Origin of the sequence: Pseudomonas sp. TAA207, assembly GCF_001529285.1 — a bacterium.
Taxonomy (GTDB): domain Bacteria; phylum Pseudomonadota; class Gammaproteobacteria; order Pseudomonadales; family Pseudomonadaceae; genus Aquipseudomonas; species Aquipseudomonas weihenstephanensis.
Window position 1 is genome coordinate 25,131 of the sequence record NZ_LLWJ01000054.1, and the last position, 20,109, is coordinate 45,239.

18 protein-coding genes are annotated in these 20,109 nt (G+C 57.8%); 12 read left to right on the forward strand and 6 right to left on the reverse strand.

The window, feature by feature from the left end; genetic code table 11:
- Positions 1 to 131: 131 nt before the first annotated feature.
- Together AP059_RS04165 and AP059_RS04170 are read right to left on the reverse strand one after the other, a co-directional pair.
- The gene (locus tag AP059_RS04165; RefSeq protein ID WP_048366367.1) at positions 132 to 506 is read right to left on the reverse strand and encodes a YajD family HNH nuclease; all 375 of its coding nucleotides are present in this window, start codon (positions 504 to 506) and stop codon (positions 132 to 134) included.
- Positions 507 to 558: 52 nt separating this feature from the next.
- The gene (locus AP059_RS04170; protein WP_010656469.1) at positions 559 to 1,245 is read right to left on the reverse strand and encodes a spermidine synthase; all 687 of its coding nucleotides are present in this window, start codon (positions 1,243 to 1,245) and stop codon (positions 559 to 561) included.
- Positions 1,246 to 1,327: 82 nt separating this feature from the next.
- Between AP059_RS04170 and AP059_RS04175 the strand changes: the two genes are divergently transcribed.
- Complete coding sequence (locus tag AP059_RS04175; RefSeq protein WP_048402530.1) at positions 1,328 to 1,621, forward strand: hypothetical protein; 294 nt, start codon at positions 1,328 to 1,330, stop codon at positions 1,619 to 1,621.
- Between the two features lie 29 nt (positions 1,622 to 1,650).
- Here the strand turns inward: AP059_RS04175 and AP059_RS04180 are convergent, their stop codons facing one another.
- A complete protein-coding gene (locus tag AP059_RS04180; protein WP_059762017.1) occupies positions 1,651 to 3,696 on the reverse strand; it encodes a S9 family peptidase in 2,046 nt (681 codons plus the stop codon).
- 100 nt (positions 3,697 to 3,796) lie between these two features.
- Here AP059_RS04180 and AP059_RS04185 point away from each other — a divergent pair, with 100 nt between their 5' ends.
- The 6 genes from AP059_RS04185 to AP059_RS04210 all read left to right on the forward strand — a co-directional run bounded on the left by AP059_RS04185 (position 3,797) and on the right by AP059_RS04210 (position 8,201).
- Complete coding sequence (locus tag AP059_RS04185) at positions 3,797 to 4,288, forward strand: hypothetical protein (protein WP_059762055.1); 492 nt, start codon at positions 3,797 to 3,799, stop codon at positions 4,286 to 4,288.
- A gap of 35 nt (positions 4,289 to 4,323) precedes the next feature.
- Positions 4,324 to 5,100 carry a class II glutamine amidotransferase gene (locus AP059_RS04190; RefSeq protein WP_059762018.1) on the forward strand — a complete coding sequence of 259 codons (777 nt, stop codon included), beginning with the start codon at positions 4,324 to 4,326 and terminating at the stop codon, positions 5,098 to 5,100.
- A 12-nt stretch (positions 5,101 to 5,112) separates the two neighbouring features.
- A complete protein-coding gene (locus AP059_RS04195) occupies positions 5,113 to 5,646 on the forward strand; it encodes a DUF2937 family protein (protein WP_048366363.1) in 534 nt (177 codons plus the stop codon).
- 178 nt (positions 5,647 to 5,824) lie between these two features.
- Positions 5,825 to 6,574, forward strand: a complete 750-nt coding sequence (locus tag AP059_RS04200; RefSeq protein ID WP_059762019.1) for a 5-oxoprolinase subunit PxpA — start codon at positions 5,825 to 5,827, stop codon at positions 6,572 to 6,574.
- On the forward strand, positions 6,571 to 7,275 hold the full coding sequence (pxpB, locus tag AP059_RS04205; protein ID WP_059762020.1) for a 5-oxoprolinase subunit PxpB: 705 nt from the start codon (positions 6,571 to 6,573) through the stop codon (positions 7,273 to 7,275). The genes AP059_RS04200 and pxpB overlap by 4 nt, the downstream gene beginning before the upstream one ends.
- Positions 7,272 to 8,201 carry a biotin-dependent carboxyltransferase family protein gene (locus tag AP059_RS04210; protein ID WP_059762021.1) on the forward strand — a complete coding sequence of 310 codons (930 nt, stop codon included), beginning with the start codon at positions 7,272 to 7,274 and terminating at the stop codon, positions 8,199 to 8,201. Before pxpB ends, AP059_RS04210 begins: the two co-directional genes overlap by 4 nt.
- A gap of 51 nt (positions 8,202 to 8,252) precedes the next feature.
- On the opposite strand, the gene AP059_RS04215 is transcribed toward AP059_RS04210, so the two are convergent.
- Together AP059_RS04215 and AP059_RS04220 are read right to left on the reverse strand one after the other, a co-directional pair.
- Positions 8,253 to 9,431: a vWA domain-containing protein gene (locus AP059_RS04215; RefSeq protein WP_059762022.1), complete on the reverse strand. Its 1,179-nt coding sequence runs from the start codon at positions 9,429 to 9,431 to the stop codon at positions 8,253 to 8,255.
- A 21-nt stretch (positions 9,432 to 9,452) separates the two neighbouring features.
- Complete coding sequence (locus AP059_RS04220; protein ID WP_047276083.1) at positions 9,453 to 10,298, reverse strand: AAA family ATPase; 846 nt, start codon at positions 10,296 to 10,298, stop codon at positions 9,453 to 9,455.
- A gap of 205 nt (positions 10,299 to 10,503) precedes the next feature.
- Here AP059_RS04220 and cysK point away from each other — a divergent pair, with 205 nt between their 5' ends.
- From cysK to AP059_RS04235, 3 genes are all read left to right on the forward strand, one after another.
- Positions 10,504 to 11,478, forward strand: a complete 975-nt coding sequence (cysK, locus tag AP059_RS04225; RefSeq protein ID WP_059762023.1) for a cysteine synthase A — start codon at positions 10,504 to 10,506, stop codon at positions 11,476 to 11,478.
- Between the two features lie 277 nt (positions 11,479 to 11,755).
- Positions 11,756 to 12,694, forward strand: a complete 939-nt coding sequence (locus tag AP059_RS04230) for an aspartyl/asparaginyl beta-hydroxylase domain-containing protein (protein WP_059762024.1) — start codon at positions 11,756 to 11,758, stop codon at positions 12,692 to 12,694.
- 324 nt (positions 12,695 to 13,018) lie between these two features.
- Positions 13,019 to 13,885: a DMT family transporter gene (locus AP059_RS04235; RefSeq protein WP_059762025.1), complete on the forward strand. Its 867-nt coding sequence runs from the start codon at positions 13,019 to 13,021 to the stop codon at positions 13,883 to 13,885.
- A gap of 32 nt (positions 13,886 to 13,917) precedes the next feature.
- Here AP059_RS04235 and AP059_RS04240 read toward each other — a convergent pair whose 3' ends face one another.
- Positions 13,918 to 14,811, reverse strand: coding sequence for a DMT family transporter (locus tag AP059_RS04240; RefSeq protein ID WP_059874951.1), 894 nt, complete (start codon positions 14,809 to 14,811; stop codon positions 13,918 to 13,920).
- Between the two features lie 138 nt (positions 14,812 to 14,949).
- On the opposite strand from AP059_RS04240, the gene aceK reads away from it, so the two are divergent.
- Together aceK and AP059_RS04250 are read left to right on the forward strand one after the other, a co-directional pair.
- The gene (gene aceK / locus AP059_RS04245; RefSeq protein ID WP_059762027.1) at positions 14,950 to 16,659 is read left to right on the forward strand and encodes a bifunctional isocitrate dehydrogenase kinase/phosphatase; all 1,710 of its coding nucleotides are present in this window, start codon (positions 14,950 to 14,952) and stop codon (positions 16,657 to 16,659) included.
- Positions 16,660 to 17,074: 415 nt separating this feature from the next.
- Positions 17,075 to 20,005, forward strand: a complete 2,931-nt coding sequence (locus tag AP059_RS04250) for an amino acid adenylation domain-containing protein (RefSeq protein ID WP_165599914.1) — start codon at positions 17,075 to 17,077, stop codon at positions 20,003 to 20,005.
- The last annotated feature ends 104 nt before the right edge of the window (positions 20,006 to 20,109 follow it).

Sequence of the window (20,109 nt, forward strand, 5' to 3'; positions counted from 1 at the left end):
TCAGAAAAAAGACGCGAGTATACCCCCTGTTACTGCATAGCCGTAGCCGCTGGCGCAGGGTGCGTTCGCCCACACACCCCGCGGCCCGGATTTGGACGTCGCCTGCGCCAGTGGCTGCGGGGCAAGCCGTCTTACTCGTCTTTTTTCATCAAGCCGGCGAGTGCCGCGAACGGGTTATGAGTCGCCTTGGCGACTTTCGGGCTGCTGGTGGAGCTGTCCGAGAAGTATTGCTGGTCGGTGTAGCGCGAGTGTTCGTTGTCATGGCAGTACAGGCACAACAGCTCCCAGTTGGAACCGTCTTGCGGGTTGTTGTCATGGTTGTGGTCGCGGTGGTGAACAGTCAGTTCACTCAGGCGCTTGCCCGCAAACTCTCGGGCGCAACGACCGCACACGTGCGGGTACATTTTCAGGGCTTTGTCGCGGTAGCCCATTTCACGGTCACGCTGGGCATCGGCCAGGATGCGATCCAGCTTCGCGGTATGGGAGGGAGGGTTGGCCGAACTCATGGGGTTACCTTTCAGGACGAATGACGGTCAGGTCGTTAAGTTTAGCTGTTGATCAGCCTTTGATTTTTTCAGCAATCCAGATTGTGTGCCGCGTGCCCTTGTTGCCGTGGGCAAATACCTGCACTTCTTCAGCCTTGAAACCGGCCTTGCGCAGCTTGTCGCTAAATTGTTTGTCGGCACTGGCTGACCACACCGCCAGCACGCCTTTAGGGCGCAAGGCTTTGGCGCAGGCGCTCAGGCCACCGGCTGAATACAACCAGCTGTTGGCTTTTTGGGTCAAGCCTTCGGGGCCGTTGTCGACATCCAGCATAATCGCGTCGAAGCCATTGGGCTCGGCCTGCAACACCTTGGCCACGTCTTCCATGCGGATGACGGTGCGCGGGTCTTGCAAAGGATTGCCGGACTTTTCTCCCAGCGGCCCGCGGTTCCATTCAACAACCCCCGGCACCAGTTCAGCCACCACCACTTCGGCAGTTTTGCCCAAGTGTTTGAGCGCCGAAGCCAAGGTGAAACCCATACCCAGTCCGCCAATCAGCACCCGTGACTGCGGACGACCGGCGACCTTGCGACACGGGATTTCGGCCAGCGCATCTTCCGAGCCGTGCATGCGGGTGTTCATCAATTGCCCCCCGTCGCCGCCCTGGATCTTGATCACGAAGTCCTCGCCATACTCGAACAGGCACAAGGCGCCGCCGTTTTCGGGGATCGGAGTGGTGTCGAGCAAAACAAAACGTTTCATGGATATCTCATAGAAGGGGACAAAAACCGCAGGTTACGAGTAGCCTGAGGGCAGACAAGCCGGTCTGGCAACGGAGTGATTGATGAAACGCACTATTCTAACGGCCATTGTGTGGGCTGCGCTCCCGATAAGTGCGGCACAGGCAGCAGAGCTGACGCCTGTGCCGGTGGTGCCTGTGACTGCGGCGCCGGGCTCACCCGGCACGGCGACGCCCACCCCGTATCCGCAGATCACCCCCAAGGCCGTGCGCAAGCCGGTTGCCGGAAGTGGCAGTTTGATCCCGCTGCCACCCATCGACTTGCCCCAGCCGCCCAAAGACCAGCCACTGCCGGGGCTTGAGGTCAAAGACCCCAAGGCCAAGCCCCCGGCAGAGTAATGGGCTTGATTGCATGTACAGGCGCGCCCCTACAGGCCCAGCACCTTGAACACAAAGGCATACTCCAGCGCCACATCGCGCAGGGCTTGATAGCGCCCGCTCATGCCGCCATGACCGGCGTCCAGTTCGGTCTTGAGCAGTAACAGGTTGTTGTCAGTCTTGGTGACGCGCAGTTTGGCGACCCACTTGGCCGCTTCCCAATACTGCACGCGGCTGTCGTTGTAGCCCGCAATCACCAGCATCGCCGGGTAGGCCTGAGCGCGTACATTTTCATACGGCGCATAGGCTTTGATCCGGGCATACACCTGTGGCTCTTGCGGGTTACCCCATTCGTCATACTCGGTGACGGTCAGCGGCAGTTCGGGGTCGAGCATGGTGTTCAGAACATCGACGAACGGCACTTCAGCAATCGCCGCCTTGAACAGTTCTGGGCGTTGATTGAGCACGGCGCCAATCAACAGGCCCCCCGCGCTGGCGCCGCTGATCACCAGTTGCCCGGCGTCGGTCAGCCCGTGGGCAATCAAATGTTCGGCACAGGCGATGAAGTCGCTGAACGTGTTGTGCTTGTGTTCCTGTTTACCTGCGCGATACCAGGCCTCACCCAACTCACCGCCGCCGCGCACATGGGCGATGGCGAAGGCCACACCGCGGTCGAGCAAGCTGAGGCGCGAGTGCGAAAACCACGGGTCCAGACTTTCGCCATAGGCCCCGTAGCCATACAAATACAAGGGAGTGGGTTGGCCCAGAGCGCTGCGCTTGACCACCAGGCTGATCGGCACCTGCGTGCCATCGGGCGCCGTGGCCCATAGACGCTGGCTGACATAATCATCGGCATCGAACGGCCCGAGTACGGGTGTTTCTTTGAGCACCCGTTGTTCGCCGTTGGACAAGGTCAGCTGGCGCACTTGCGCCGGGCGATTCAGCGCTTCGTAGCGCAGTCGGATGCAAGGACTGTCGAACTCAAGGCTGTCTTGTACATACAGGCTGTAGGCGGCGTCCGGCAGTTGAACGCGATACGGCGCCAAACCCGCAGGACGAATCTCGATGATCGGCAGTCCGCCTTCGCGCAGGCTCAAGCACAAGGCGTTTGCGTTCAGGGTCAGGCCCTCCAGCATCACCTTGTCGTCATGGGCGATCAGCAGCGTCCACTCATTACGGGTCGGCACATCACCTGCGGCGCAGTACAGGGCAAAGTTGATGCCGTCCTGATTGGTGCGAATGAACCAGGTCCAGGCGCCTTGGTAAAGCCCGTGATCGACGCTGTAATCGTGGTCTTCAACCCTGGGTGCCAGGCAAGTGAACGGGTCTGTTGGCTGATGCGCATCCAGCACCCAGCTTTCACTGGTGGTTTTGCTGCTGAGCAGCAGGATGAGTTGGCGTTCGGAACTTGAGCGATAGCAATGCAGGAAGAATCGCCCGTCCGGCTCATGAAACACTTCATGCGCCCCCGACTCGCCGAGCGTATGGCGCATCAGTTTGTGCGGGCGGTGAGTGTCATCCAGTTCGGCAAAAAACAGCGTCTGGCTGTCATTGGCCCACGTCATGCTGCCATCACAGTCGTCAAACGGCAGTTCGGTGACCACGCCGGTGCTCAGCTCTTTGACGAATAAACGGAAAACTTCTTCGCCGTTGATGTCCAGGCTATACGCGAGGCGCTGATGGTCCGGGCTGATGCTGAACGCACCCAGTGAAATAAAACCGCCGTCGGCCAAGGCGTTCGGGTCGAGCAGCAATTGCTCGGCACGCTCGTCAACCTGCTGGCTGTCATCGGCCGGGCGCGGGCAGCGCAAGTGTCGCGGGTACTCATCACCGGCCACGGTGCGGGTGTAATACAGGAAAGGTCCCCAAGGCGAGGGCAGCGACAAATCAGTTTCGCGAATACGGCCTTTGATCTCTTGAAACAGGGCTTCACGCCGTTCAGCCTGATCGGCCAACTGCGCCTCCTGATAACTGTTTTCCGCTTTCAGATAGTCCAAAACCTCTTTGCTGTCGCGATTTTGTAACCATACATATGGGTCAGGACCCTCTACGGTATGTGCGATAGGCGCGCTGTTTGCGTGGGCTGATTCGGTCATTAAGTGTTCTCACAAACCTGCATGAAAAGAAGTCGTGCTGACGGCGGTGCAGCCGCCCTTGTCAAAAGCCGTTATCATAGCGCCTCATTGCCTGCCGACCATGGATACCATGACCGAGAACGACTATCTGCTCGCTTGGGGCCTTTACGCCTTTGCCGCTTTGGGCTGCCTGCTCGTGTGGTGCCGCCTGACCCGCTTCATGTGGCGCTGGCTGCGTGAACCCCTGCGTATATTAATGGCCGTGCTGTTGTTCAGCCCGACCATCATTGACCCGGTCAAGGAAAAATTTGCCCCCGCGATCGCCATCACCGCCCTCGACCTTGCTTTCAAGGTGGGCAATAACGCCTGGCGCGCGGTGTCCGACTTGTTGATGTACGCCATCATCGCGTTTTGCCTGTACGCAGTGTTTGTGCTGATTCGCTGGCCGATCGAGCGCGCCAGCAAAGCGCGGCGTGCTCGGCTGGCTGCAAATGAAGCGGCCCGCAAAAGCGAGCCCGAAGACGATCAACCTTTCGGCGCCGCCGATGATCGCTATGGCCATACGGCTGTACCGCGGCCTGCTGGCTCCTCACGGGTTGAGCCACGGCTGTAAACTTTTTCGTCAAGCCTGAATGCGAGCGTACGAGCGTGTGTGAATTACTGGGCATGAGCGCCAACGTGCCGACCGACATTGTGTTCAGTTTCACCGGCCTGATGCAGCGCGGCGGGCGTACCGGCCCGCACCGCGATGGCTGGGGCATCGCCTTCTATGAAGGGCGTGGCCTGCGGCTGTTCCAGGACCCGGGTGCCAGCTGCGATTCTGAAGTCGCCTTGCTGGTGCAGCGTTATCCGATCAAAAGTGAAGTGGTGATTGGGCATATCCGCCAGGCCAACGTGGGCCAGGTGTGCTTGTCCAATACCCACCCGTTTGTGCGTGAGTTGTGGGGCCGTAACTGGTGCTTTGCGCACAACGGGCAATTGGCGGACTTCAACCCGAGCGTCAGTTTTTACCGGCCCATTGGCGACACCGACAGCGAAGCGGCCTTTTGTGATCTGCTCAATCGGGTGCGCGAGGCGTTTCCAGAACCCGTAGACGTCGAAACATTGCTTCCCGTGCTGGTGGCGGCCTGCGCCCAATACCGCACTAAAGGCGTGTTCAATGGCTTGCTGAGCAATGGCGACTGGCTGTTTTGCTACTGCTCGACCAAACTGGCCCACATCACCCGGCGGGCGCCGTTTGGTCCGGCGCGCTTGAAAGATGTCGACGTGATCGTGGACTTTCAGGCCGAAACCACGCCTGCTGACGTGGTCACCGTGATTGCCACCGAACCGTTGACTGAAAACGAAACCTGGACCCGCTACGAACCGGGGCAATGGAGCTTGTGGCGTGGCGGCGAATGCGTCAGCCGCGGCACAACCGAATAAGGAAGGGCGTGTATGTTCCTGAGCTACCTGCGGTTGGTGCTATTTACGTTGGGCCTGCTGCTCGGCGTGCAAGTGCCGGGGTTTATCAATGATTACGCCAATCGTGTAGAAGCTCACCTGATCGAAGCCCAAACCGGGTTGGCAGGCTTTCAAAACACGGCCAATCAGTTTTTCAAGGGTGACCTGCAAGCTCTGGTGGCTCACTACCAGGCCAGTGATGACCCGGTATTTCGCAGCGACGCCACCAGCCTGAACACGCTGCTGACCCGTCAGCGCCTGCTGGATAACCAGTTCCAGGCCATGCAAGGCCCGTGGTACATGCGCGCCCTGCAAGTGGCGTATGCCGCAGACCCGGCCATCCGCCAGGAAACCTTCGACGCCTACACCTACCAAGTCTTGCTCTCGCCGACGGCCATTGGCTGGGCTATGGCGGGCGCGTTGTTGTTTTCCTTCATCATCGAAGGCTTCTTGCGCCTGATCGATTGGGTCGTGCTGGGCGGTAAACGCCAGCGCGAACGCATCGCCCGTCGCGAGCGCAGCTACTGAACCTCTAGGCTGCAATGGCCTGCCAGGCGGCCCCTTCCAAAGGGGCCCATGATGCTCATCGCCGCCAGCGATCAAGTTTTCTTATCCCCGCGCCCGGCTTTTATTAGTTGGACGAACGCGTACGCCTGCCGAAAAATGTCCTACCTCTGAACTATAAAAAAACCACAGGAGCATCCGCATGAGCCGCCTGTTATTGAACTGCGATATGGGTGAAAGCTTTGGCAGCTGGACCATGGGCCTGGACGCCGAAGTGATGCCCTTCATTGATTGCGCCAACATTGCCTGCGGTTTTCATGCGGGCGATCCGGGCATCATGCGCAAAACCGTGGCCCTGGCGCTCAAGCATGACGTGCAAATCGGTGCCCACCCGGCGTACCAGGACCTGGCAGGATTTGGTCGCCGTTCTATGGCCTACACCGCGGCAGAGCTGCAAGACCTGTTGCACTACCAGTTGGGCGCGCTCGACGGCATTTGCCGTGCCCAGGGTACGCGTATCGGTTACGTCAAACCGCACGGAGCGATGTACAACGACATGATGGCCAGCCCCGAGCAATTGCGCGCCGTGGTGCACGCTGTGGCGACCTACGATGCCCGCTTGCCGTTGATGCTGATGGCCACCCGCGACAACCGCGAGGCCCAAGCCATCGGCGATGAGTATGGCGTGACGTTATGGTTTGAAGCCTTTGCTGATCGGGCGTACGACAACGCAGGGCGTTTGGTCTCACGGCAATTGCCGGGTGCCGTGCACCATGACGCAGACACCATCGTGCGTCAGGCCCTGACCCTTGCGGCAGGCCAGCCGCTGATTGCCAGTGATGGCAGCGCGCTGTATCTGCACGCCAACACCCTGTGTGTGCATGGCGACAACGCCAGCTCGGTGGCCGCCGTGCAGCGCATACGCAATGCCCTCAACGAGTTACAGGCATGAAGCTGCGTATTGAAGTGGTGGCCATCGACTGCCTGATGCTGCGCCTGTTCGATGACATTGCCGAAGCCAACATGCCGTGGATGCTGGCCGCCACTGAGCGCGTACGCAGCGTGTTTGCCGGGCAGTTGATTGATGTGGTGCCGTCCTACACCACCTTGATGGTGCACTACGATGGGCTGGAGCTCAGCCCGGTTCAGGCGCGGGAGCTGATTGCCCACGCACTGAGCGACCTGCAACCGGACACCCGGCGTCAAGGCCAGTGCCATGTGGTGCCGGTGTGGTACGACCTGAGTGTCGGGCCTGAGCTGGCATTGCTTGCCCAACGTACCGGCTGGTCGCACAACGAAGTCATCCGTTGCCACAGCGAGCACGAGTACCAGGTATTCGCCCTGGGGTTCGCGCCGGGCTTTGCGTTTATGGGGTTGGTGGACGAGGCGTTAGCCGCACCGCGTCTGTCGACCCCGCGCAAACGGGTGGCGGCGGGCAGCGTGGGCATTGCCGAGCGCCAGACAGCCGCCTATCCGGCGCAATCTCCCGGTGGCTGGAACCTTATCGGGCGTACTCCCAGCGCCTTGTTTGACCGCGAGCGCGAAGGCTACAGCCTGATGCAACCCGGTGATCGCGTGCAGTTTGCGCCCATCAGCCATGCCGAGTTCATCAACTTGGGTGGCGATGACACCCCGCAGGAGGCACTGGCATGAGCCGTTTATTGATACAAGCCAGCACTGCGTTGTGCCAGTTGCAGGACGCAGGACGTTTTGGTGTCAGGCATTTGGGTGTGACCCAGGGCGGTGCGGCTGATTGGCGGTCGATGGCATTGGCCAACGGGTTGCTGGGCAATGACCTCGATGCCCCGGTGATTGAGATCACCCTGGGCGGGCTCATCCTGATTGCGCAGGCCGATTGCACCTTGGCACTGGCGGGCGCTGACCTTGGCGCGACCGTGGAGGGTCAGGCACTTAAACCCTGGCGCAGTTTTACGTTACATCAGGGTCAAACGTTGAAATTTGCTCAGCCGCTCAAGGGGGCACGGGCGTATCTGGCTGCACCGGGGGGCTTTACTGCGCCGCAGGTGCTGGGCAGTTGCGCCACCGTGGTGCGTGAAGCGCTGGGCGGGCCTGACGGTTTTGGCCATGCCTTGGTCAAAGGAGGCGAGTTGAGTTACAGCGGCGCCGGGCCTGCGTTGCGCGAGCTGAGCCGCGCGCTGATCCCCGAATTCGCCGCCCGGCCAGTACTGGATGTGATCCTGGGCGCACAAATCGGTGCGTTCAGCGGGCAAAGCACCTTCGATGTGTTCAACCGGCCGTGGACGGTAGACAGCCGTGCTGATCGCATGGGCATTCGCCTGTTAGGCCCGACGTTGGAGTATCAGGGGGCGCCGATGATTTCGGAAGGTATCCCGTTGGGGGCGATTCAAGTGCCGCCCGATGGTCAGCCGATAGTGCTGCTCAATGACCGACAGACCATTGGCGGGTATCCGCGGTTGGGGGCGTTGACCCCCTTGGCGCTGGCGCGGCTGGCGCAGTGTTTGCCGGGGGAGGTGGTGCAATTGCGCCCCACCACACAGCAGGCCGCGCAGCGTCAGCAGGTGGAACTTATGCAGCGCCTTAAAAGCCCCTCTCCTTGACCCTCTCCCTCAGGGGAGAGGATTGGACTGAGGGGCTGCGAGCCAACGCCATTACTTGGCCAAAAACCGCATGCCTTGTTCCAGCCCGTCCAGGGTCAACGGATACATGCGGTCTTCAATCAAGTCGCGCACGATGCGGGTTGACGCGGTGTAGTTCCACGTATCTTTGGGATACGGATTGATCCAGATGAGTTTTTTGTATTTCTCCATAAAACGCTGCATCCACAGGTAGCCCGGCTCTTCGTTCCAGTGCTCGACACTGCCCCCTGCGTGGGTGATTTCGTACGGACCCATGGCCGCGTCGCCGATAAAAATCACTTTGTAATCGGCACCGTATTTGTGCAGTACATCCTGTGTGGCAATACGCTCAACCTGACGGCGCTGGTTGTTTTTCCACACTGATTCATAAATGAAGTTATGGAAGTAGTAATACTCCAGATGTTTGAACTCGGTCTTGCAGGCCGAGAACAACTCCTCGCAAATCTTGACGTGTGAATCCATCGAGCCGCCAATGTCGAACAACAGCAGCAACTTGATGGTGTTACGCCGCTCAGGGCGCATCTGGATATTGAGCAGTCCCGCATCACGTGCGGTGTGGTCGATGGTGCCGTCGATGTCCAGCTCTTCGGCCGCGCCCTGACGTGCGAACTTACGCAAGCGCCGTAGCGCAACCTTGATATTGCGTGTACCCAATTCGACCTGATCGTCGAGGTTTTTGTACTCGCGCTGCTCCCAGACCTTGGCCGCTTTGCCCTGACGCGCTCCGGCATCGCCCACACGGATGCCTTCGGGGTGGTAGCCGCCCGAACCAAACGGGCTGGTGCCGCCGGTGCCGATCCATTTATTGCCACCGGCATGGCGTTCCTTTTGCTCTTCCAGACGCTGTTTGAACGCTTCGATCAGTTTGTCCAGGCCACCCAGTGACTGGATCTGCGCGCGCTCTTCGTCACTGAGCGAGCGTTCGAACTCTTTGCGCAGCCACTCGTCCGGGATCAGTGCCTCAAGGTGTTCGTTGAGGTTTTGCAGCCCGTTGAAATAAGCCCCGAACGCACGGTCGAACTTGTCGTAATGACGCTCGTCCTTGACCAGGATCGTACGCGCCAAAAAGTAAAACTCGTCCATGTCGGCGAAGGTCACACGGTGTTTGAGCGCGTTGATCAAGTCCAGCAGCTCGCGCACCGACACCGGCACTTTGGCCGCGCGCATTTCATTGAACAGATTCAGCAACATGCTTGGCGCCTTCTGCAAAAATCAGCGATTGCCACGACGGCTCATGAACGCCAGGCGCTCAAGCAATTGCACGTCTTGCTCATTTTTAACCAGCGCACCGGCCAATGGCGGGATGGCCTTGGTCGGGTCGCGCTCGCGCAGCACGGCTTCGCCAATGTTGTCGGCCATCAGCAGTTTGAGCCAGTCAACCAGCTCGGAGGTCGACGGTTTCTTCTTCAGCCCCGGCACCTTGCGCACATCGAAGAACACGTCCAGCGCTTCGCTGACCAACTCTTTCTTGATATCAGGAAAGTGCACGTCGACAATTTTTTGCAAGGTGTTACGGTCCGGGAAGCTGATGTAATGGAAGAAGCAACGACGCAGGAAGGCGTCCGGCAGTTCCTTTTCGTTGTTTGAGGTAATGATGATGATCGGGCGCACTTTGGCCTTGATCGTTTCGTCAGTCTCGTAAACGTAGAACTCCATCTTGTCGAGTTCTTGCAGCAAGTCGTTGGGGAACTCGATGTCGGCTTTGTCGATTTCGTCGATCAGCAAAATGACCCGTTCTTCGGCTTCGAAAGCCTCCCACAACTTGCCTTTCTTCAGGTAATTGCGCACATCGTGCACCTTGTCGACACCCAGCTGCGAGTCGCGCAGGCGGCTGACCGCGTCGTACTCGTACAAACCCTGATGGGCCTTGGTGGTGGACTTGATGTGCCAGGTGATCAGCTTGCAGCCAAAAGATTCGGCCAGTTGCTCGGCCAACATGGTTTTGCCAGTGCCGGGTTCGCCCTTGACCAGCAGCGGGCGCTCCAGGGTGATCGCCGCATTGACCGCCAGTTTCAGGTCGTCAGTGGCCACGTAGGCGCGGGTGCCTTCAAACTTCATGTGTCATTCCTCAAACCAGAACCCCGACCTGAGCAGGGCAGGGCGGGCGACTAAAAAAGTAGGGACGACTATAGCGCGACACCCGCGCTGCGTGAACGCAGACGCCCCATTCAGTCTCTGAATGGGGCGTCACGCCATGACTGGACGCATACGAACACGGAGCCTACCCTTGGGGCCTTTCCCAAAATGTGTTTAAGGACCCGTCATGAGCCGCATTTTTGCAGATAACGCGCAGTCCATCGGTAACACGCCTCTGGTGCAGATCAACAGCATTGCACCGCGCGGCGTGACCATTCTGGCCAAGATCGAGGGGCGTAACCCGGGGTATTCGGTCAAATGCCGGATCGGCGCCAACATGATCTGGGACGCCGAAAGCCGTGGTGTGCTCAAGCCGGGCATGACCATCATCGAGCCAACGTCGGGCAATACCGGCATTGGCCTGGCCTTTGTTGCGGCTGCACGCGGCTATAAGCTGACGCTGACCATGCCCTCGTCCATGAGCCTGGAACGGCGCAAAGTGCTCAAGGCACTCGGCGCGCAGCTGGTGCTGACCGAACCTGCCAAGGGCATGAAAGGCGCCATCGACAAAGCGGCCGACATTCAGGCCAGCGATCCTGAGCGCTACTTTATGCCGCAACAGTTTGAAAACCCGGCCAACCCCGCCATCCACGAGAAAACCACCGGTCCGGAAATCTGGAATGACACCGATGGCCGCGTCGATGTGCTGGTCTCAGGTGTGGGCACGGGCGGCACCATTACTGGCATTTCGCGCTATATCAAGCACACATTGGGCCAGCCACTGCTGTCGGTGGCGGTCGAACCCATGACCTCGCCGGTGATCACGCAAGCCTTGGCGGGTGAAGAGATCAAGCCCTCACCGCACAAAATCCAGGGCATTGGCGCCGGTTTTGTGCCCAAAAACCTCGACTTGTCCATCGTCGATAAAGTCGAACTGGTCAGCGATGACGAATCCAAAGCAATGGCCCTGCGCTTGATGCACGAAGAAGGCATTCTGTGCGGGATCTCGTGCGGCGCGGCGATGGCGGCGGCGGTGCGTCTGGCCGAAACCCCGGAGATGCAAGGTAAAACCATCGTCGTGATCCTGCCGGACTCGGGCGAGCGCTACCTGTCGAGCTTTCTGTTCAGCGACGTGTTCAGCGAGCAGGAACTGGAGCAGTAAACCCGGCGTTATCTCGTCGTCGCTGTCGAAGGCTGCGAAGGGACTGTGAAGCAATCCAATGCACGGCTTGCTTGGCAGCCCTTCGCAGCGACCGAGGATTTTGCCTGACCCACATCAAGCGGTTTCAACCCGGCTTATGCTAATTAATACGTTGTTACGTAATCCTTAATGCTGAATGTTGGATCACGCGGGTTTTGTCCGGCGCCGGTAGTGTTTATCATGCGCGGCTGCCACATCGGGCCATCGGTGCCGCACGGTTTTTTCGAGGAGTTGTTGCATGACCTTATCCTTCGCCATCAAGGCAGGGCTGATACTGCTGTTTGTCGCCAGCATCCTTTACGTGCATTTGCGCGGCAAAGCGCGCTTGCCGGTGCTGCGTCAGTTCGTCAACCACTCCGCATTCTTTGCGCCGTACAACGCGCTGATGTACCTGTTTTCGGGCGTGCCGTCCAAGCCTTACCTGGACCGCAGCAAGTTCCCTGAGCTGGATGTGCTCAAAGACAACTGGCAAGCCATCCGTGAAGAAGCCATGCACCTGTTCGACGAGGGTTATATTCGCGCCGCCGAGAAGAACAACGATGCCGGTTTCGGTTCCTTCTTCAAGAAAGGCTGGAAGCGTTTTTACCTCAAGTGGTACGACAAACCGCTGCCATCGGCCGAATTGCTGTGCCCTAAAACGGTAGAGCTGGTCAACAGCATCCCCAACGTCAAAGGGGCGATGTTTGCCCTGTTGCCGGGTGGCAGCCACCTCAACCCGCACCGCGACCCGTTTGCCGGTTCCTTGCGGTACCACTTGGGGCTGTCGACACCGAACTCCGATGCCTGCCGCATTTTTGTCGACGGTGAAGAGTACGCCTGGCGCGATGGTGAAGACGTGATGTTTGACGAAACCTATGTGCATTGGGTGAAGAACGAAACCGACATCACCCGCGTGATCCTGTTCTGTGACGTTGAGCGCCCGCTGACCAGCCGCCTCATGACCTCGATCAACCGCTGGGTCAGCGCGCAATTGGGTAAAGCCACAGCGCCGCAAAACCTGGACGATGAGCGCGTTGGCGGTATCAACAAAGCCTATGCGTGGAGCAAAACCTTCAGCGACCGCTTCAGTGGCGTGGTCAAGCAGTGGAAGCGCCGCAATCCCAAGCTGTACCGCATCATGCGCCCGGTACTGGCGGTGATTGTGCTGCTGTTGTTGTGGCGTTGGTTGTTCGGCTAAGTCGTTGCAATTTGTATCGGGCGCTGGTTATAGTCGGCGCTCGATATCCCTCTTGAAAAAGATCAGCCCATGCCGGTTTTCCTTTCCCACCGCGTTGTCGACTCAGCAGTGACTGCTGGGGCAGTGCCGTGCGCGAGCAAACAGCCTGAGCAGATCAGTCACTATCCTCCTCCTGTCAGCCGCACTGTGGTGTACGTCGTCGTATCGCCACCGGGTGTGGTGGCGGGCTGAACCGAGCGTTCAGCTGGCCGTACCCGTCTGAAAAACCCACGAACTTCAGCTTTGGCTGAGTTGGCTTTTTTTGCCTGATGACAGGTGTGACTCATGTTTTCGATCTCTAAAGAATCTGCCTTTGCAGCGGCCTCCACGAGCCTGTTTGTGTTGCTGTGGAGCAGCGGCGCGATCTTCTCTAAATGGGGCTTGGCCCACGCGTCGCCGTTTGCCTTTCTGCTGATTCGTTTTGCCATCGCGCTACTGGCACTGGGGCTGTTGATCCCATTACTGAAATTCAAACAGCCTCGTAGTGCGCAGGCGGTGCGGTATGCCTTGGCCACGGGCGCGGTGCTGCTCGGCGCCTATCAGATTTTTTACCTGTTGGCGCTGGACCTTAATGTCACCCCGGGGGTGATGGCCACGGTGATGGGCGTGCAACCGATACTGACCGCCGTGATCATGGAGCGGCGTCACTCCTGGAGCCGTCTGCTGGGGCTGTTTATGGGCTTGGCGGGGTTGGTGCTGGTGGTGTATCAGGGCCTGGGGCTGGCGGGTATGTCGTGGCAAGGCATGCTCTTTGCCGTGCTGGCATTGCTGAGCATGACCGTGGGCACGCTGATGCAAAAACGCATCACAGACAACCCGCTGGGCACTTTGCCCTTGCAATATGCCGCCGGGTTGCTGGTGTGCGCCGTGTTTGTGCCGTTTCAACCGTTTCATTTCGAACACAGCGCAGGCTTTGTCGTACCGGTGTTATGGATGGCGTTGGTGGTCTCCGTGCTGGCGACCTTGCTGCTGTACCGGATGATTGCCCGGGGCAATCTGGTCAATGTCACCAGCCTGTTTTACCTGGTGCCTGCGGTGACAGCAGTCATGGATTACATGATTTTCGGCAATAAGCTGGCAGCGTTGAGCCTGCTGGGCATGGCCATGATCATCATCGGTTTGATGTTCGTGTTCCGTAAAACCCGCCCATAAGTGCCAAGGCGCGAGCGTGCTCGCGCCTTGCATCAGGCTTTGGCGATGGCCCCTGGCTTGAGCCCCAGCCATAACGCCAGGGCAATCAGGACGCCGCCATAAATGTGTGCCATCGACAGCGGCTCATCCAGAAACAATGCGCCCCATAACACGCCAAACGGCGGGATCATAAAGGTCACGGTCATGGATTTGACCGGGCCAATGCTGGTCAGTAAACGGAAGTACAGAATGTAGGCAAAAGCTGTGCACAACAGGCCAAGCCCCAGCAGCGAGAGCCACACACTGATACCGCCCCAACTGGCGGGTGGTTGGTTGATCAGGCTGATGCCAAACAGCGGTAGCAGGAACAGCGTAGCGCCGAGCATGCTGCCCAGCGCAGAAAGACGCGGATCAAGCCCGCCTTGCTGATCCAGCCAGCGACGCGCCAAAAAGCCTGCGAAGCCGTAGCACGTGGTGGCCAGCAAGCAGGCGAGGGCACCCATCAGCAAATCCATATCAAACGCCACCGGCCCGGCACGGGTCAGCACCCCGACCCCGAGCAAGCCCAGAAACACCCCGGCCATTTTGGTCAGGGTGAGTTTTTCACTAAAAAACAGCCCGCCAATCAATACACCCATCAGCGGTGTGGTGGCATTGAAAATGGCCGAATAACCCGCCGGCAATACCTGGGCGGCCACTGAGTAGAGCGTGGCCGGTATCCCGGAGTTAATCACCCCCAGGATCAATACCACCTTGAACTTGCCGCCGAAGTTCCAGCTGACGCGCATCAACGCCAGTATCACCAGCAGCCCCGTCGCAGCGATGGAGACACGAAAGAACGCCGTAGGGATGGAGCCGAGGACCGGCGCGATGATCCGCATAAACAAAAAGCTGGCGCCCCAAATGCCTGCCAGCGACAGCATGCGTACGATATCGACAAGTCTCACGGTTGTTTCCTTACAAGGTTTGAGCGGGGCAGTGTAGGGGATGCAGCGCGCAAGGCAATGGTTGCGTCTGGTTACAATTGGCCACTAAGCTCAGGCGCATAACAACATAATCAACGCTGTGCGTACCGAGGTTCACCCATGCCCCAGTCCTGGCCTGCCGCTGCCATTGCAAACATGATTCTGGAAGGCTTTGACGACTACCGGGAACACTTCCTTCAGATCACCGACGGTGCTCGTGCCCGTTTTGAAGGCGCGTTATGGCAAGACGCGCAGGCAGCTTCAGCGGCGCGCATCAACCTCTACGAACAGAAGGTCAGTGAAGTCAGCCAGCGGTTGCAGTCGACGTATGCCGGGCAAGGTTTGTTTGAGGCCCGCCATTGGTCGCTCGTTAAAGGCGCTTACATCCGCCTGATTGACCTGCGTTTTGACGATGAGTTGGCCGAGACCTGGTACAACTCGACCTTTTGCAGCCTGTTCAGTCATGACCTGATCAGCGACGACTGCATGTTCATTCACACCACGCGCCCGGCCTTGCGCCAGGCGCGGGCCGCGCAAACCCGCCTCTATCGCCCGGCGGGGCAATTAAGCAACACCCTGGCGCAGATCTTTACCGACTACGCCTTCAGTGAGGCCTACGCCGACTTGCCGGGTGACTTGCGACGACTGGAAGCCGAACTGCGCGACAGCCTGCCCGACTGGGTGTGCAAAGACCCGGGCCTGGCCATCGAATTGTTTGGTTCGGTGCTGTACCGCAACAAGGGTGCGTACCTGGTGGGGCGGCTGTACACCCAAGATGAGCAGTGGCCGCTGGTGATCCCGTTTTTGCACCGCGAAGGCCAGGGCATTCAGATCGATGCCTTGATCACCGACGAGGCACAGGTGTCGATCATTTTCTCGTTTACCCGCTCCTACTTCATGGTCGATGTGCCGGTGCCTGCGGAGTTTATCGGCTTTCTCAAACGCATCTTGCCCGGTAAGCACATTGCCGAACTTTACACCTCGATCGGTTTTTACAAACACGGCAAATCCGAGTTCTACCGTGCCCTGATCAATCACCTGGCCAGCACCGATGACCGCTTTGTCATGGCCCCCGGTGTGCGCGGCATGGTCATGACCGTATTCACCCTGCCGGGCTTCAATACGGTATTCAAACTGATCAAAGACCGTTTTTCGCCATCGAAAAATGTCAGTCGGGCCACGGTGATTGAGAAATACCGGCTGGTGAAAAGTGTCGACCGGGTCGGGCGTATGGCCGATACCCAGGAGTTCGCCGATTTTCGCTTTCCGCTGAGCAAGTTCGAACCTGAGTGCCTGGCCGAACTGCTGGCGGTTGCGCCTTCAACCGTGGTGCTCGACGGCGACAGCGTACTGATTCGTCACTGCTGGACCGAGCGGCGCATGACCCCGCTCAACCTCTACCTGGAAAACGCCAGTGCGGCGCAAACGCGTGAAGCCCTTGATGACTATGGGCTGGCGATCAAGCAACTGGCCGCTGCCAATATTTTCCCCGGCGACATGCTGTTGAAAAACTTCGGCGTCACCCGCCACGGCCGCGTGGTGTTCTACGACTACGACGAAATCTGTTTTTTGACCGAAGCCAACTTTCGCCACATCCCGCAGCCGCGCACCCCGGAAGACGAGATGGCCAGCGAGCCGTGGTACTCGATTGGCCCGCTGGACGTGTTCCCGGAAGAATTCCCGCCCTTCCTGTTTGCCGACGCCGCTCAGCGCCGCCTGTTCGATGAGCTGCACGGTGAAATCTACGACGCCGATTACTGGAAAAGCCTGCAAGCGGCTATTGCCGAGGGCAAGGTGATTGATGTGTTTCCTTATCGGCGCCGCCTGTAGCGTGCGGTGCCTGGTCCGGGCTGAAACACACGTGAACGCGTTGGGTTAATGGCGTGAACGACCTGCGCAGCAGGTCGTTTGGCACTCAACGAGTGACTCATAAGTTAGGCGCGTATATAGCAGCCACATTTTTATAATTAAGCGTCATTGGTTTAGCGCGTTATTGTATTAAAAGCTGTCATTTCTAACAGTCGTCGATCCGCCTTAGTTGAACAATGATAGTGCTCGGTGCAGTGCCGGCGCTGCGTGCCCTGCACATTATTCAATCCCCAAGTTGCAAGTGTTTGGAACTCGCGCAGTGATCGCGCTGCGCGGGCTGAAAGGTCGACCAGATAATGGCTCCTTTGGCTGCGCGGATTAAAGGATCATGACGATGAACCCGGCTACCGTTTTGTCACACTTCAAGCATCACGTATTGATCAACCCGCTGAATTGGGCAGTGGTCAGCCCCGATGAGCGCATCACTTATGCGCAACTGGACGAAAGGAGTTCTCGCGTTTCAGCGTATTTACAAGTGCGAGGTGTTGGCCGTGGCGAAGTGGTCTTAGTACAAGCGCAGCGCTCGATTGAGTTCATTGTTGCCGTGTTGGCTATCGTAAAGCTGGGGGCTGCCTTTGTTCCTCTGGACCGACGGTTGCCGCAAAAACGCAAAGAATATATTGCCCGGCAATGTTCGGCTTCCTGGGTTATTTCAACGAACGTTAATGATCAGGCGCCGCTGTTGTCCTGCACGGTTAAAACGATTGAAGCGCTTGTGGGGTTACCGGTTGAACGACCGTTTCAACCGGTTGAGGTCCGGCCAGACGACGTCATCTACGTAATATTCACGTCAGGTACGACTGGCAATCCGAAAGGGGTGGTGATCGAACATCAGTCTGTGGCGGCGTTAATAGCGCACCATAACCACACGCTGCAAGTGAGCGGCGACAGTCATTGTACGTTGATGGCTTGCGTCGGTTTTGATGTGTGCCAATCAGAAATCTGGTCAGCATTAACGGCGGGGGGATGCCTGCATATATTGAATAAAGAGGCTTTGTTAAGCAGTGATGCGTTTCTCGAATTTTGTGTGGTGAACCGTATTACTCATGCGTTCGTTCCTACGCTCAAAGTGTATGACCTGTTAACGTCTGTGCAGCCGCAAGGGCTGAAACTCAAGTACCTTTATACCGCCGGGGAAAAGCTCCACCCGGTGGAAGTAAAGCACTTGCCTTACACCGTGATTGACTATTACGGTCCCACCGAGGCGACTATTTTTGTGACATCGAAAGTTGTCGAGAGCAAACGTCTTAATCGACCTGACTCCATTGGGTTTCCCATACCGGACTGCACGATTTATATCGTGGACGACAACATGATTGAAGTGCCTGCCGGTGAAACAGGAGAGCTGTGTATTGCCGGTAAGTGCCTGGCCAGAGGCTACCTGGGAGCGCCTGAATTGACCGCACAGCGTTTTCTTTATTCCGATGCCTTGGGGTGTCGGGTATACCGCAGTGGCGATCAGGGGCGACGTCTTGAGGACGGCAGTATTCAGTTTCAGGGGCGTCTGGATGGCCAGGTGAAGATTCGGGGGTACAGAGTTGAACTCGGAGAAATCGAGGCGCGGCTGCTAAAAGAGCCTGAGGTCAACGCTGTGGCGGTGGTGTTAGATGACGCGGGTTTACAGGCCAGCAAACGCTTGGTCGCTTTCATCGTACAGCGCAATAAACAGGCTCATCCCGAACGGGTGATCGCAACGGTGCGACGCAGCCTGGCGTCCGATCTCCCGGACTATATGTTGCCTGAGCAATACCATTGCCTTGAGGCACTCCCCGCCAATACCAATGGCAAAACCGATAAACCTGCGTTGCTGGAGTTGTTGAAGCAGTGCACGCCCATACCCTTGAATAAAGAACGATTTGCCAACGATGTCGAAAGGGCAGTGGCTTCCCTCTGGTTTGACTTGCTCAAGCATGGTGATTTTGGGCGGGAGAATAGTTTTTTTGAAGTGGGCGGCCATTCGCTGCGTGCCGCTGAACTCGCCAGGCGCTTGTCGACGCACTTCAACATCAACGTGCGGGTCAGCGATATTTATGATCATTTGATTTTTAAGGATTTAGTCGCGCAGTTACTGCACCGCACCCGTGTTTCTGGGGACGCTACGCACATCCGTAAAAACAGTGAATTTGAACATGACGTCAGACTCAGTGCTGATACGCAGATCGACCCCGTGTTTGATCTGCGCCAAATCACCGAGCCCAAACATATTTTGCTGACGGGCGTGACAGGCTTCGTCGGCATTCATTTGTTGGGGCAGTTGCTGGCCACCACGTCGGCTGAGATTCACTGCCCTGTGCGGTGTGCGAATACCGACATTGCATTGACGCGGTTACAACAAGTCAGCGAGCGCTATCAGGTTTCATTAAGTGAGCGTGAGTGGGGGCGTATTCACGTCTATGCGGCTGATTTATCAGACGCCGCAATGGGAATAAATGAACCCGAGTACCTCAACCTCGCTGAAAAGATTGATGTCGTGTACCACTCGGCCAGTGCGGTCAACTTCATCATGCCGTACGCCTTCATGCGCAAGGACAACGTTGAAGGCATGAGGCAAATCATCCGCTTTTGTGCGGCTAAAAAGACCAAGCCTTTAATGCTGATGTCGACCATTTCGGTCTATAGCTGGGGCCATCGGTTCACCCAAAAAACACGCGTCTACGAGAACGACAGTATTGACGAGAACCTGGAGTCCATTCGCCACGATCTGGGGTATGTACAAAGTAAATGGGTCATGGAAAAACTCGCTGATCTGGCGGCCTCGGCGGGCCTTCCCGTCATGACTTTTCGTCTGGGCTACGCGACATTTCATAGCCGTACAGGCGTGTGCGCGGACTATCAATGGTGGGGGCGTTTTATTCAGACATGCCTGAAGTACAACGCGGTTCCAGACTTGCAAAACCTTCTGGAAGGGTTGACCACTGTTGATTACATGGTTGAAGCAGTGGCCTGTATTTCGCGTAATCCGGATGCACTCGGGCACAAGTTCAACCTCATTCAGAGTGAATCAACCAACCTCGACCTTCAGGCGTTCTGCCAGCGCGTCGAGACTTACTATGATCGCCACTTCCAGTTATTGCCTTATCAGCAATGGGTGGAACTTTGGAGTCACGACACGCAAGCGTTTCTTTATCCGCTACGCGGGATGTTTACCGACGATATGTACAAGGGGGAAGCCATTATTGAGCTCTATCAAAATACCTACAGGTGGGATTGCAGTCAGACCAAGTTTTTTTTAAAGGACAGCACGGTGCGTGAATCGGTGTTCTCGCAGCAGGTATTGCATCGCTACCTCAAACACTTGATGGGCTGAGGCATATGGCGCGAGGGAGCGGGTACACGCCCAAGGGCTGTTGTTTGGCCCTTCAATCGGAACACGGATCAGCCACAGATTCGTGCAATAGCCCCCAAATCTGC

Coding starts and splice junctions, on each gene's coding strand:
- AP059_RS04180 (WP_059762017.1), bottom strand. CDS start 3,696: ATGACCGAATCAGCCCACGCAAACAGCGCGCCTATCGCACATACCGTA.
- AP059_RS04215 (WP_059762022.1), bottom strand. CDS start 9,431: ATGTTGCTGAATCTGTTCAATGAAATGCGCGCGGCCAAAGTGCCGGTG.
- AP059_RS04210 (WP_059762021.1), top strand. CDS start 7,272: ATGAGCCGTTTATTGATACAAGCCAGCACTGCGTTGTGCCAGTTGCAG.
- AP059_RS04170 (WP_010656469.1), bottom strand. CDS start 1,245: ATGAAACGTTTTGTTTTGCTCGACACCACTCCGATCCCCGAAAACGGC.
- AP059_RS04230 (WP_059762024.1), top strand. CDS start 11,756: ATGACCTTATCCTTCGCCATCAAGGCAGGGCTGATACTGCTGTTTGTC.
- aceK (WP_059762027.1), top strand. CDS start 14,950: ATGCCCCAGTCCTGGCCTGCCGCTGCCATTGCAAACATGATTCTGGAA.
- AP059_RS04200 (WP_059762019.1), top strand. CDS start 5,825: ATGAGCCGCCTGTTATTGAACTGCGATATGGGTGAAAGCTTTGGCAGC.
- AP059_RS04195 (WP_048366363.1), top strand. CDS start 5,113: ATGTTCCTGAGCTACCTGCGGTTGGTGCTATTTACGTTGGGCCTGCTG.
- pxpB (WP_059762020.1), top strand. CDS start 6,571: ATGAAGCTGCGTATTGAAGTGGTGGCCATCGACTGCCTGATGCTGCGC.
- cysK (WP_059762023.1), top strand. CDS start 10,504: ATGAGCCGCATTTTTGCAGATAACGCGCAGTCCATCGGTAACACGCCT.
- AP059_RS04185 (WP_059762055.1), top strand. CDS start 3,797: ATGGATACCATGACCGAGAACGACTATCTGCTCGCTTGGGGCCTTTAC.
- AP059_RS04175 (WP_048402530.1), top strand. CDS start 1,328: ATGAAACGCACTATTCTAACGGCCATTGTGTGGGCTGCGCTCCCGATA.
- AP059_RS04235 (WP_059762025.1), top strand. CDS start 13,019: ATGTTTTCGATCTCTAAAGAATCTGCCTTTGCAGCGGCCTCCACGAGC.
- AP059_RS04165 (WP_048366367.1), bottom strand. CDS start 506: ATGAGTTCGGCCAACCCTCCCTCCCATACCGCGAAGCTGGATCGCATC.
- AP059_RS04220 (WP_047276083.1), bottom strand. CDS start 10,298: ATGAAGTTTGAAGGCACCCGCGCCTACGTGGCCACTGACGACCTGAAA.